The organism is Acidovorax sp. M14 (assembly GCF_049331375.1).
Lineage (GTDB): Bacteria > Pseudomonadota > Gammaproteobacteria > Burkholderiales > Burkholderiaceae_C > Acidovorax.
In genome coordinates, this window is sequence record NZ_CP186263.1 from 1349898 (window position 1) to 1362866 (window position 12969).

General features: G+C 66.8%; 10 protein-coding genes. 6 read left to right on the top strand and 4 right to left on the bottom strand.

Annotated elements, in window-relative coordinates; genetic code table 11:
• The first annotated feature begins 89 nt into the window (after positions 1-89).
• Complete coding sequence (locus ACOYR4_RS06335) at positions 90-1205, top strand: TRAP transporter substrate-binding protein (protein WP_422848992.1); 1116 nt, start codon at positions 90-92, stop codon at positions 1203-1205.
• Complete coding sequence (locus ACOYR4_RS06340) at positions 1202-3871, top strand: bifunctional diguanylate cyclase/phosphodiesterase (protein WP_422848993.1); 2670 nt, start codon at positions 1202-1204, stop codon at positions 3869-3871. The genes ACOYR4_RS06335 and ACOYR4_RS06340 overlap by 4 nt, the downstream gene beginning before the upstream one ends.
• Before the next feature lie 103 nt (positions 3872-3974).
• Here the strand turns inward: ACOYR4_RS06340 and ACOYR4_RS06345 are convergent, their stop codons facing one another.
• Entirely contained in the window at positions 3975-4874 is a 900-nt protein-coding gene (locus ACOYR4_RS06345) for a DMT family transporter (protein WP_110959477.1), read from the bottom strand.
• A gap of 159 nt (positions 4875-5033) precedes the next feature.
• Here ACOYR4_RS06345 and ACOYR4_RS06350 point away from each other — a divergent pair, with 159 nt between their 5' ends.
• Positions 5034-6017: a quinone oxidoreductase family protein gene (locus ACOYR4_RS06350; protein WP_422848994.1), complete on the top strand. Its 984-nt coding sequence runs from the start codon at positions 5034-5036 to the stop codon at positions 6015-6017.
• Positions 6014-6856 carry an NUDIX hydrolase gene (locus ACOYR4_RS06355; RefSeq protein WP_422848995.1) on the top strand — a complete coding sequence of 281 codons (843 nt, stop codon included), beginning with the start codon at positions 6014-6016 and terminating at the stop codon, positions 6854-6856. The genes ACOYR4_RS06350 and ACOYR4_RS06355 overlap by 4 nt, the downstream gene beginning before the upstream one ends.
• Here the strand turns inward: ACOYR4_RS06355 and ACOYR4_RS06360 are convergent.
• Complete coding sequence (locus ACOYR4_RS06360) at positions 6810-7901, bottom strand: SDR family oxidoreductase (RefSeq protein ID WP_422848996.1); 1092 nt, start codon at positions 7899-7901, stop codon at positions 6810-6812. The two genes, ACOYR4_RS06355 and ACOYR4_RS06360, sit on opposite strands and share 47 nt — an antisense overlap.
• A 98-nt stretch (positions 7902-7999) precedes the next feature.
• Between ACOYR4_RS06360 and ACOYR4_RS06365 the strand changes: the two genes are divergently transcribed.
• Complete coding sequence (locus ACOYR4_RS06365; protein WP_422848997.1) at positions 8000-8932, top strand: LysR family transcriptional regulator; 933 nt, start codon at positions 8000-8002, stop codon at positions 8930-8932.
• Positions 8933-9013: 81 nt separating this feature from the next.
• Here ACOYR4_RS06365 and ACOYR4_RS06370 read toward each other — a convergent pair whose 3' ends face one another.
• Positions 9014-9937 (bottom strand): LysR family transcriptional regulator, encoded by a 924-nt coding sequence (locus ACOYR4_RS06370; protein WP_422848998.1) that lies wholly within the window; start codon positions 9935-9937, stop codon positions 9014-9016.
• A gap of 131 nt (positions 9938-10068) precedes the next feature.
• On the opposite strand from ACOYR4_RS06370, the gene ACOYR4_RS06375 reads away from it, so the two are divergent.
• The gene (locus ACOYR4_RS06375) at positions 10069-11049 is read left to right on the top strand and encodes a bile acid:sodium symporter family protein (RefSeq protein WP_422848999.1); all 981 of its coding nucleotides are present in this window, start codon (positions 10069-10071) and stop codon (positions 11047-11049) included.
• Positions 11050-11118: 69 nt separating this feature from the next.
• Here the strand turns inward: ACOYR4_RS06375 and ACOYR4_RS06380 are convergent, their stop codons facing one another.
• Positions 11119-12774: a Na/Pi cotransporter family protein gene (locus ACOYR4_RS06380; protein ID WP_099729590.1), complete on the bottom strand. Its 1656-nt coding sequence runs from the start codon at positions 12772-12774 to the stop codon at positions 11119-11121.
• Between the last annotated feature and the right edge of the window lie 195 nt (positions 12775-12969).

The window sequence follows — 12969 nt, forward strand, 5'->3', positions numbered from 1 at the left end:
GGCAGTCGTGGTGTTTTGCCGACAGCTTTACCGGAGCGCTGAATAATTGGTGGAATACTGCGGGCCAGCGCCCGCTATCGCCCGACGCCATGCATCCTGCCCACACATCCATCCTGCCGCGCCTGAAACGCCACTGCACCGTGCTGTGCTTGGCGCTGGGTGTGGCGGGGGCTGTGCAGGCTGCTGGCGCCGCCAGCACGCCCGGTGCAAACAGCACTGCGACGGCACCTTACCGGTTGCGCATCGTGGGCGGGCTGGCGGGTATCAGCCAGTACATCCGGCAGGAAGAACCTTTCTGGACCAAAGAGCTGTCACGCCTGAGCGCCGGACGCTTCCAGGCCGAGATCGTGCCCTTTGACCGTGCCGGTGTGCCCGGGGCCGAGATGCTGCGGCTGTTGCAGCTGGGGGTGGTCCCATTCGGCACCACCCTGATGAGCTCCTTCACGGCGCAATACCCCGAATACACCGCGCCCGACCTGGCGGGGCTGAACCCCGACATTGCCACACTCAAGACCACGCTGGCGGCCTTCCGTCCTTACCTCGAAAAGGCGCTGCGCGAACAGCATGGTGTCGAGGCGCTCGCCATCTACGTGTATCCGGCGCAGGTGGTGTTCTGTAAAAAGCCGCTGCGTACCTTGTCGGAGCTGACCGGCCGCCGTGTGCGTGTGTCGTCGGCCAGCCAGGCTGATTTTGTGGGGGCCTTGGGCGGGGTGCCGGTGCTGACCAGCTTTTCGCAGATCGTGCCCAGCCTGACGGCCGGCAATACCGAATGCGCCATCACCGGCACCATGTCCGGCAACATCCTGGGCCTGCCCTCCATCACCACCCATGTGCACACCCTGCCTGTCACCTGGGGGCTGGCGGTGTTTGGGGCCAACCAGGCCGCTTGGGCGGCCTTGCCGGCCGATTTGCGCACGTTGCTCCAACGGGAGCTGCCCCGCCTGGAGGCCGCCATCTGGGCCGAGTCCGAGCGCGAAACTGCCGATGGCCTGGCCTGCAACCGGGGGGCACCCACCTGTAGTGCGGGCACGAAGGGCAGCATGGTGGTGGTGCCGGTTTCGCCCCAGGATGAGCGCAGTCGCCAGGAGATCCTCGAATCCACCGTTTTGCCGCGCTGGGTGCAGCGTTGCGGCGCCCGCTGTGCGCAGGTTTGGAACCAGACCATCGGGCCGGCGCGTGGCCTGCAGGCAGCGCCTGCGAAATGACAGAATCCGCAGCCCCCTCCCGCATCAGGGCCTACGTCTGGGCGGGCGCCGCAGTGTTTGTGGCGGCCGTGGTGGCGGTGGCTGGCACCCTGGCGTGGAACGCCCGCCAGGCCGCATTGGCCGACAGTGAGGCCCAGGCCACGCGTTTTGTGGCTGGTGCAGAGGCTGCACTCAATCGCTCCCTGCTCGCCGTGGACGTGCTGCTGGCCAGCATGGACGAATTGCTGGGCCTGTCCAACGCCATGCCCAAGTGGCTGGACCCCGACACGGCCAGCCAGCGGCTGCGCGGATCGGCGCGGCAGAACCTCATGGTGCGGTACGTGGCGGTGCTCGACGGCACCGGCAAGGCGTTGGCATCGTCCGACCCTGCGGGCGCCAGCCTGTCGGTGCAACTGCCAGCCGGTTTTCTGGAGAGCGTGCTGGAGCAACCGGTATCCACCCTGATGGTCAGCGCGCCGGTGGTGAGCTTTGCAAGTTCCGAAAAAGTGCTGTACTTCGCACGCCATCTGCGCATGGCCGACAGCTCGCGGGTGGTGGCCGTGGCCGAACTGCCGGTGTCGGCCCTGAGCTCAGTGCTGGTGCAGGGCGTGGACATCAGCGGCCTGCAGGTCACGCTGGAGCGGGCCACCGGGCAACTGCTGCTGAGCGTGCCCAACCGCGAAGACGTGACCGCGCCTACGCTTGCGCCCCCCATTGGCAATCTGGCCGATCAGGGCCTGGCCTGGCAAGCCCCGGCGCGACTGACCGGTGAGCCCTCGCTGGTGGTGTTCCGGCCCATCCTGTACCAGGACCTGCGCATTGCGGCCAGCATTCCGCTGGACGCAGCGCTTGCCGGCTGGCGCGAACAGCGCGATGCCATTGCGCTGACCACCGCGCTGTTCATTGCCATGATCTTTGCGGCCGGGGTGCTGGCGTTGCGGTATGTGGACCGCATGTCCCAGGCCCGCCTGGCCATCGCGCAGTCCAAGGCCACGCTGGACCAGGCGCTGGAATCCATGGTCAGCGGATTTTTGCTGCTGGACAGCCAGCAGCGTGTGGTGCAGTGGAATCGCCAGCTCGAAACCATCCTCCCGTGGCTGCAGGGCGTGATCACGCCCCTGATGCCGTTCCGAGCGGTGCTGGAAGCCACGGTGGAGCACCATGTGCCCCGCCTGTCTGACGAGGAGCGCAAGCGGTGGGTGAGCCAGCGCCTGGAGCGGCAAAAGCACCAGCCCGAGCCACGCGAACAGTCGTACGCCAACGGCAGCACCATCCAGATCACCGAACGCGCCACGCCCGATGGGGGCCTGGTCATCAGCTACCACGACGTGACCGCGCTGCGCAAGGCCAGCACCGAGATCGAGAGCCTGGCCTTCTACGACCCGCTGACCAACCTGCCCAACCGCCGTCTGTTGATGGACCGCATGCAGCAAGCCATTGCCGCCAGCGTGCGCAGCGGGCAATACGGCGCCTTGCTGTTCCTGGACCTGGACCACTTCAAGACCCTGAACGACACGCGGGGCCATGAGGTGGGCGACATGCTGTTGCGCCAGGTGGCTCAGCGCCTGAAGACCTGCGTGCGGCGCGAGGACACCGTGGCACGGCTTGGGGGCGACGAATTTGTGGTCATGCTCAGCGACCTGTCGGTCCACCGCGACGAGGCCGCTGCCCAGGCGCGCCGGGTGGGCGAGAAGATCCTGCGAAAACTCAACGTGCCGTACACCCTGGGCGGCAACGCGCACCACAGCACGCCCAGCATTGGCGCCACGCTGATGGGCGGTACCCTGCAATCGTCGGTGGACCTGCTCAAGGAGGCCGACATTGCGATGTACCAGGTCAAATCGCAAGGGCGCAACGCGCTGTGCTTTTTTGACCCGCAGATGCAGATCGTCATCAGCATGCGCGCGCAGCTGGAGGCCGACCTGCAGATGGCCCTCACGGCGCGGCAGTTTGTGCTGCACTACCAGCCGCAGTTCCACCTGGATGGTCGCATGGTGGGTGCCGAGGCCCTGATCCGCTGGCAGCACCCGGAGCGCGGGCTGGTAGCCCCGGGCGAATTCATTGGTGTGGCCGAAGAGAGCGAGCTCATCGTGCCCATGGGGCACTGGGTGCTGCGCACGGCCTGCGAGCAGCTGGCGGCCTGGCAGGGGGACGAGCGCTACCGGCACCTGCAGGTGTCGGTCAACGTGAGCGCGCGGCAGTTCCGGCAGCGCGACTTTGTGGCCCGCGTGGTGGAGGTGCTGCGCGAGACGGGTGCCCGGCCGCACCTGCTCAAACTCGAACTCACCGAATCGCTGGTGCTGGACAACGTGGACGACACCATCGCCAAGATCGGCATGCTCAAGACAAAGGGCGTGCGCTTTTCGGTGGACGACTTTGGCACCGGCTACTCATCGCTGGCGTACCTCACGCGGCTGCCGCTGGACCAGCTCAAGATCGACCAGTCCTTCGTTCGCAATCTGGGGGTACGGCACACCGACGATGTGATCGTGCAGACCATTCTGGGCATGGCGCGCAACCTGGAGCTGGATGTGATTGCCGAAGGGGTGGAAACCGAGGCACAGAAGGACTTCCTGGCCCGGCACGGGTGTGTGTACTTCCAGGGCTATCTGCTGGGGCGGCCCACCCCGGTGGTGGACCTGGAGGCGTTGATCGAGTCCGCCGCCACTGTCACTGCCCCCGGTTGATTGGCTCAGGCTCAGGGAATTGGCCCTTTTTGCTACTTTTTGTGTAGCGCTTCAGGCAATCAATACCTGCGCTACCGGCAGTTTGGATCAAAAATTGCGTCCTTCAGCGCCGTGACGACACCACGATGCCGCCCACAATCAGCGCAAACGCCACGCCGTGAAAGGCCTTGGGCGTGTCGCCCAGAAACGCCGCCGACAGCACCCCGGCAAACAGGGGCGTGAGGTTGATGAAAAACCCGGCGGCTGCAGGCCCGGCGCGTTGCACGCCCACCCCCCAGCAGCGGTAGGCCAGCACCGCAGGCCCCACAGCTATGAAGGCCAGGGCGGCAATCAGCGGCCAGCCCCATTCGATATGCGTGCGCCCGCTGGCCCATTCGGCCCCCGCAAAGCTGCCCGACCAGGCCAGCCCAAACACCATCTGTGCCATCAAGAACGCGGCCCAGTCGCCCCGGATGCTGGTGGGCTCGCTGGTGCGTGACAGCAGCCAGCTGTAGAACGCCCACGAGATGGTGGCCAGCAGCATGAACAAATCGCCCGGCACCAGGCGGAAGGCCAGCAGCTGCGACCACTCGCCCCGGCTCAGCACCAGCAGCACCCCACACACCGACAGCAGCGCGCCCAGCACCTGGCGCCGCGTGACGGCCGCGCCGAAGAACAGCGCGCCCACGGCCAGCATCCACACCGGCATGCTCGACCCCACCAGCGTCACATTGATGGGGGTGGAGGTCTGCAGCGCCATGTACTGCAGCGCGTTGTAGGCCCCGATGCCCAGCAGGCCCAGCAGCGCATAGCGGCGCCAGTGTGGCCACAGTGGGCTGTCGGCGCGCAGCACGCCATGGGCCAGGGGCAGCAGGATGGCAAAGGCCAGCACCCAGCGGATGAAGTTCAGGGTGATGGGGGGAATCAGTTCGTGGACCAGCCGCCCTACCACTGCGTTGCCGGCCCACAGCAGGGGCGGAATCACCAGCAGCACGGCCGTGCCGGGTGTGATTTTTTGAGTCATGGGGCTGCACTGTAACGGTGCAGGCAGGGCCCTGCTGCGGCGGGGCCTCATGTCCCCAAGGCAAATCGGTGCGGGCCATGCCCCCGGCACGGTCGAGAGATTCATGGCAGGATGGCCGCCGTTGTCAGCATCCCACCCCTTTTGAGGAGATTGATTGCCATGAGCCTTGCCGTCCAGATCCGCCAGCACGGTGGTCCCGAAGAACTCCACATCGTTGACGTCCCCGTGGGCGAGCCCGGCCCCGGCGAAATCCGAATCCGCCACCACGCCATCGGCCTGAACTTCATCGACGTTTACCACCGCACGGGCCTGTACCCGCTGAACATGCCCGCCACCATCGGCATGGAAGGTGCCGGTGTGATTGAGGCCGTGGGCGAGGGCGTCACGCACCTGAAGGTGGGCGACCGCGCCGCCTATGCCAGCAACCCTCCCGGCGCCTACTGCGAAGTGCGCGTGATGCCCGCCAAATGCGTGTGCAAGCTGCCCGACGCGATCAGCTTCGAGACTGGCGCAGCCATGATGCTCAAGGGCCTGACGGCGCAATACCTGCTCAAGAAAACCCGGCCCGTGGAAGGCCTGCAGCCCGGCGACCATGTGCTGTTCCATGCCGCAGCGGGTGGTGTGGGCCTGATCGCCTGCCAATGGGCCAAGGCGCTCGGCCTGCAGCTCATCGGCACGGCCGGGTCTGATGCCAAGTGCCAGCTGGCGCTGGCCAACGGCGCGGCGCACGCCATCAACTATCAGCAAGAGGATTTCGCAGCCCGCGTCAAGGAGATCACCGGCGGCAAGGGCGTGAAGGTGGTTTACGACTCGGTGGGCAAGGACACCTGGGACAAGTCGCTCGAATGCCTGCGCCCCTTCGGCTTGATGGCCAGCTTCGGCAACGCGTCCGGCCCGGTGGCACCGTTTGCGCCGGGCAGCCTGGGCGCCAAAGGCTCGCTGTACGTCACGCGCCAGACGCTGTTCACCCACATCGCCACGCGCGAGGCCACGCAAGCCATGGCGGACGACCTGTTTGCCGTGGTTGCCAGTGGGCAGGTCAAGATCCACATCGACCAGCGCTACCCGCTGGCCGAAGTGCAGCAGGCCCACCGCGACCTGGAAGCGCGCAAGACCACCGGCTGCACCATCCTCACGCTGTGAGCGCGGCTGCACAGGCGCCCACGTTCGACCAGTGGCTGGCAGGGGCACGCCAGTTGGCGCAGCAGCCCCCGGTCCTGCCGCGCCAACCGCTGGTGGTGGCGGGGCAGGTGGTGGGCTCGGTAGCGCAGGGGTTTTTTAACCAAATCAGCCTGCAGCGCTTGATGGATAAGCGCTACCAGCTATCAGAAGCAGAGCATTCTCAGGGCCTTGCTTGGCATTTGCAGGCATCGCCCTCTGACGCCACGGATGCCACGGATGCACTCAACACCCTGGCGGCCGCGCTGCGCGATGCGGGCCTGTGTGGCCCCTGGCGCGACGAGCAGCTGGCGGTGACCAATCCAGCCGGCGAGGTCATCGGCACCGTGGAGCGCGGGGCGGTGCGCGTGCTGGGCGTGGCCACCCGTGCCGTGCACTTGGTGGGCCTGGCGCCCGACGGGCGCATGTGGGTGCAAAAGCGCTCCCTGACCAAACCCAACAACCCCGGGCTGTGGGACACGCTGATGGGCGGCATGGTCTCGGCGGCCGACTCGCTGCCGCAGGCCCTGGCCCGCGAAACCTGGGAAGAGGCCGGTTTGCGGGTCGAGGCATTGGCGGACCTGGCCCACGGTGGCCAGGTGCTGTTCAGCCGCCCCAGCCGCGAGGGCGGGGGTGCGGGCTTCATGGTCGAGCGCATCGACTGGTTTCGCGCCCAGGTGCCTCAGGGCATGGAGCCCGACAACCAGGACGGCGAGGTCGAGCGTTTTGACCTGCTGCCTCTGGAGGTGGTCCGGGAGCGCGTCGCCCAGGGGGCGTTCACGCTGGAAGCCGGGCTGGTGATTGCGGGGTTTCTGGGGGTGTAGTTGCCGGTGCGGCCTGTGCGTGCCCGCTCCCGCTGCTACCGGAGCAGGCTGGCAGGCAGCCCAAGCCCTGCAAGGTGGCCTGCACCGCCTCGTCCAGCGGGGTGTGTGGCTCCTCGCCCAGCACCGCCCGCAGCCGGTCGTTGGCCATGCGCACCGGCTGCTGCCACAGGTAGCGCATCTCGCGCATTTCACGCAAGGTGGTCACGAACGGCGAGACCAGCGTGACCAGCCACCACGGAAAAGCCTGTACGCGCGGCGCCTGGCTGCCCCGCGCCACCACCACACGGCCAATGGCAGCCGCCATCTGCGTGCCGTCGGCATCCCAATGCCCAGCCAGGTGAAAACGGGCAAACGCGGGCAGCTCGGCGCGCCGCTCCAGCAGCAGCACCATGGCGCGCGCCACGTCGGGCAGGTACGACCACTGGTGCCCGATGCCCGGTGCGCCGGGCTGCTTCACCGTGGTCACCGGTCGTCCCGGCTGGACCAGGCCCTGCGCAAACCAGCTGTTGCCCGCCTGCGGGCCAAAGAAGTCGCCCGCGCGCACGATGATCACGCGGCATGTCTCCTCCAGCGGGTGCGGCACGGTGGCTTGCTGCAGGCGGCGCTCCATCTCCACCCGCAGGGCGCCTTTGCGCGTGCGGGGGTGCTGGGGGGCGTCTTCGTGCAGCACCGGGAAGGCATCCGGCCCGTAGTTGTAGACGGTGCCTGGCAGCACCACCGTGGCGCCGTGCGCCCGGGCCACTGCAATCGTGTTGTCGATCATCGGTAGGACCAGCTCGCTCCAGCGCCGGTAGCCGGGCGGGTTGACCGCGTGCACGATCACCTGGCAGCCCTTGGCGGCAGCCATCACATCGGCGCGGGCCATCGCGTCGCCCCGAACCCAGGTGAACCCGTCGCGCTGCTCTCGGGCCTGCGCTGCGTTACGGTGCATAGCCACCACCTCCCACCCCCGGTCACGCAGCTGGCGCGCCACCTCGCCGCCAATGCCGCCGGTGGCGCCCAGAACCAGTACCTTGGGGCGGCTGCCCGTGGGGTTGTTGCTCATCTCGATACTCCTTCAAAAACCTGTGGATGGAGGCAGTGTCCGCGCCAGGGCGATCCAATGGAATTGCTGAAAATGAGTGCTTAGCTATACATTTGTGTATGGACCAACCGGATCGCCATGACATTGGCTGGGAGCTGTACCGTTCGTACCTCGGCGTGCTGCGAGAGGGCTCCTTGTCGGGCGCCGCGCGGGCCCTGGGGGTGACGCAGCCCACCGTGGGCCGCCACATTGCCGCGCTGGAGCAGGCCCTGGGGCTGGTGCTCTTCACGCGCTCTCAGCAGGGCCTGCTGCCGACCGAGGCCGCGTTGGCCCTGCGCAGCTACGCCGAAGCCATGGGCCACTCTGCGGCGGCCCTGGTGCGCGCGGCTGACAGCCAGGGCGACGGCGTGCGCGGCACGGTGCGTGTGAGCGCCAGCGAGGTGATGGGGGTCGAGGTGCTGCCGCCCCTCCTTGCACAGTTGCAGGCCGAGCACCCCGCATTGACGGTGGAGCTGGTGCTGAGCAACCGCGTGCACGACCTGCTGCAGCGCGAGGCCGACATCGCCATCCGCATGACCGAACCCCGGCAGGACGCGCTCATCGCCCGCCGCGTGGGCACCATCCCGTTGGGCCTGTATGCCCATCCGCGCTACATCGCCGCTCAGGGCATGCCCGCCACCCTGGCCGAACTGGCGCAGCACCGCCTGATCGGTTTTGATGCAGAAACCCCTTTTTTGCGTGCGGCCCAAAAGGCCCTGCCTGTGTGGCGGCGAGATCGGTTTGCCGTGCGCAGCGACAGCGATGTGGCGCAGCTGGCCTTTATCCGCGCAGGCGCCGGCATCGGCATTTGCCAGGAAGCACTGGCCCTGCGCAGTGCCCCCGCACTCGTGCGGGTGCTGCCGCAGCAGCTTCAATACGGGCTGGAGACCTGGGTGGTGATGCACGAGGACCTGCGCACCAGTCCGCGCTGCAGGCGCACGTTTGATGCGCTGGTGGTGGGGCTGGAGCGGTACCTTGTCGAAAGACTAGGCAGCGACGAATCGGCCGATTAGTCCGCTGAATCGGATGAGGGTGGAAGGCTGCGATCTATTGGGCTGCTGAAGATGCCCATGGTGGTACGTCAGAGGCTTCTTTCACCGGCCTTTGCTGCCAAGAGCCTGCACGCCATTGCGCTGCACCGCCACCGTTTTCACCAGATCCCACGCCGCCTGCGCCACAGGCGAGAGCGCGCGGTGCTTCCGGTGCACCAGCATGATCTCCCGGTCCACGCGCGGCACCAGGGGGCGCACCGCCAGCCGTGCCAGGCCTTCGGGCGGCAAGGCCAGGGTGGGGATCACCGAGATGCCCAGGCCCGCGTCCAGCATGCGAAAGATGGTGGTGGGGTGGCCCACCTCCTGGGCCACTGTGCAGGCCACGCCGTGCTCGGCCAGGGCACGGTCGATCAGACGGCGGCTGCCGGAGTCGTGGTCCAGCAGCACCAGTGCTTCGCCCTGCAGGTCGGTCCAGCGCACCTGGCGTTTGTCCGCCAGCCGGTGGCTGGGTGGGCAGGCCAGGCAGAACGGTTCGGTCAGGATGGTCTCGCAGTGCAGCGCTTCGCGCTCGCTGGGGTCGATGACCACGCCAAAGTCCACCTCGCCCGACAGCACGCTGGCCAGCACCGCGCTCTGGATGCGGTCGAGCAGCACCAGCTCCAGCCCGGGCAGGGTGCGCTGGCATTCCGCGATGCAGTCGGGCATGAGGTTGGCCGACAGCGTGGGGCTGCTGGCCACGCGCACGCGTCCGCGCCGCTCGGTGGCCATTTCCCGCACGTCCAGCAGCGTGTTCTCCAGCTCTTCCAGCACGCGGGGCAGGCGGGCCGACAGGCGCTGGCCCGCGTCCGTCAGCGTCACCTCGCGCGTGGTGCGGTTGAGCAGCTTCAGGCCCAGTTGGGCTTCCAGTTCGGTGATGCAGCGGCTCACGGCCGGTTGGGTCAGGCCCACCGCATCGCCGGTGCGGCTGAAGTTGCGGGTGGTGGCCACCGACTGAAACACATGCAGCTGGCGCAGGGTGATATTCATGCGCTTGAATCATAAATCCATCAGAGAAATCCATTTCTCTTTGGAATCGGGCTACGGTCCAATGCGTGTCTTCGGGGTTTGTGTGCCCCATGTCCTTTTGCATTTTTTGCGCTGCCGCTGCGCTGTCACCCATGGCTCGTTCCCGTTTTCTCCCTGACAACTTCACCCTGGCCTTGCTGGGCACCGTTACCCTTGCCAGCGTGTTGCCTGCCTCGGGCGTGGCGGCCCAGGCGCTGGAGGGCATCACCGTGGCGGCCGTGGCGCTGCTGTTCTTCCTGCACGGGGCCAAGCTCTCGCGGGACGCCATCGTGGCGGGGCTCTCGCACTGGCGGCTGCACCTGGTGGTCGTGGGCACCACGTTTGTGCTGTTCCCGCTGCTGGGCTGGGCGCTGCGGCCGGTGCTGCTGCCGCTGGTCACGCCCGGGCTGTACACCGGCATCCTGTACCTGTGCGTGCTGCCCGCCACGGTGCAGTCGGCCATCGCGTTCACGGCCATGGCGCGCGGCAACATGCCGGCGGCCATCTGCAGCGCGTCGGCATCGACCCTGCTGGGCATCGTGATCACGCCGCTGCTGGTGGGTCTGCTGCTGCCCGAGGCACAACAGCAGGCGGGCGCCGCCCAGCACGACACGCTGGCCAACATCGGCCGCATCACCTTGCAGTTGCTGGTGCCCTTTGTGGCGGGCCACCTGCTGCGTCCGTGGATTGGCGGTTTTGTGCAGCGCCGGGCGGCAGCGCTCAAGCTGGTGGACCAGGGCTCCATTCTGCTGGTGGTGTTCACGGCCTTCAGCGCTGCGGTGGTCGAGGGGCTGTGGCGGCAGTTGCCAGCGTCTGCGCTGCTGGGCCTGGTGGTCGTGTGTGCCGTGCTGCTGACCCTCGCGCTGGTGACCACCACCTCGGTCGCGCGGCGCATGGGGTTCTCCAAGGAGGACGAAATCACGCTGGTGTTCTGTGGTTCCAAGAAGAGCCTGGCCAGCGGCGTGCCCATGGCCAAGGTGCTGTTTGCGTCACACGCGGTGGGCGCCATCGTGCTGCCCATCATGGTGTTCCACCAGATGCAGCTGATGGTGTGTGCGGTGCTGGCGCAGCGCTATGCGCGGCGCAGTGCGTAGGCAACCAGGCTGCTATCTTTTGTATAGCTGCAGGCGCATGAAGAACATGCGCCTGCGGCCCCAAAGGCTTCAACTCTGCTCGTTGAGCGTGCGCAGGCGGCTGGGCGCCAGGGCACCGGCCGATTCCAGGATGGGGTAGGCCACCGAGCACAGCAGCGAGTTGATGCGTTTGAGTTCGCTGATCAGGTCGATGTGCAGCGAGCTGGTTTCAATGCTCTGCACCGTGTTGTCTGACAGGCGTGCCAGGTGGGTGGCCGAATAGGCGTGTTCCAGGTCGCGGAACCGGGCTTTTTCTTCCAGCAGCTTTTGTGCGTCGCGCACGCTGCCGTTCAAGAACACGCTCATCGCCAGCCGCAGGTTGTCGATCAGGCGGGCGTGCAGTTCATTGATCTCTTCCATGCCCGCCTCGGAGAACTGGCGGCCCTTCTTGATCTTCTTGTCCTCGATGTCGATCAGCACGCGCTCGATGATGTCGCCGATCTGCTCCATGTTGATGGTGAAGCTGATGATGTCGGCCCAGCGGCGGCCCTCGCGCTCGTCCAGGGCTTCGCGCGAGATCTTGGTCATGTAGTACTTGATGGCCGAGTACAGGCCGTCCACCTCGTCATCGAGCTTGCGCAGGTCTTCTGCCAATTGCAGGTCGTCCGTGCGGATCACCTTGTGCAGTCCCAGCAGCATCGATTCGACCACATCGGCCTGGTGCAGGGCTTCGCGCGCCGCACACGAGATGGCAAGGGACGGCGTGGCCAGGGCGGAGGGGTCCAGATGCTGGGGGCGGGTGCCAGCGGCAGCCTGCGCCTTTTCCACCGGCAGCAGGCGCTGCACGGTGCGGGCCACCGTGCCTGTGAGGCCAATGCAGACGATGCCCACCACGATGTTGAAGGCCAGGTGGAACAGCACCACCAGGGCGGCAGTTTCGGGCACGTAGGGCCGCACATGCTGCAGCCACAGGCCGGTAAGCGGCGTCATGATGAGCACGCCAATGATCTTGAAGAACAGGTTGCCCAGGGGCACCTGGCGTGTCTGCACGTTGGACTTCATGGTGGTCAACACGGCGAGCACGCCGCTGCCCAGGTTGGCGCCCAGCACCAGTCCCAGCGCCACATCGGCCGGAATGCCGCCCGAGCCCGCCAGCGCCGCCGTGAGCAACACGGTGGCAAGGCTGGAATACGCCACGATGGCCAGGATGGCGCCGGTAAAGATCTCCAGCAACAAATCGCTGGTGAGCGCTCCCAGCAGCGTGCGCACGGTGGGCGACTGGGTGAGCACCGTGGTCGATTCGGTGATGAGGCGCAGCGCCAGTAGCATCAGCCCCAGGCCAATCAGCACGCGGCCCACGCGGCCCACAGCGGTGTCCTTGCGCGAGATGAACAGCACGACGCCCACAAAGATGAACAGGGGCGACAGCCACGACAGATCCATGGAGAACACCACGGCCATCACGCTGGTGCCCACGTCGGCGCCCAGCATCACGGCCAGCGCCGCAGGCAGGCCCACCAGGCCCTGGCCCACGAAGGACGACACGATGAGCGCGGTGGCTGTGCTGGACTGCACCACGGCCGTCACGCCAATGCCGGAAAGCACTGCGGTGAAGCGGCTGCTGACGCTGTGCGCAATCAGTTGGCGCAGGTTGGCGCCGAACACGCGCAGGATGCCGGTGCGCACCAGGTGGGTGCCCCAGATCAGCAGCGCCACGGCTGCCAAGAGATTGAGGAGATGCTTCATGAAAACCGTTGTTTCTTCTTCTTGTGATGGGCGCAAACCCTGCTATGACCAGACCCAGGGGCCAATGCAAGAACCGCGCACACCGGGCTGTCATAAAACTGACACATAAGCATACTCCTGATTCCATAGCGTCGGAGCAGATGCCCATGTCGGCGCTGGGTGCGTTGCTGCGCACAAACAGCACGGCCCGCATGC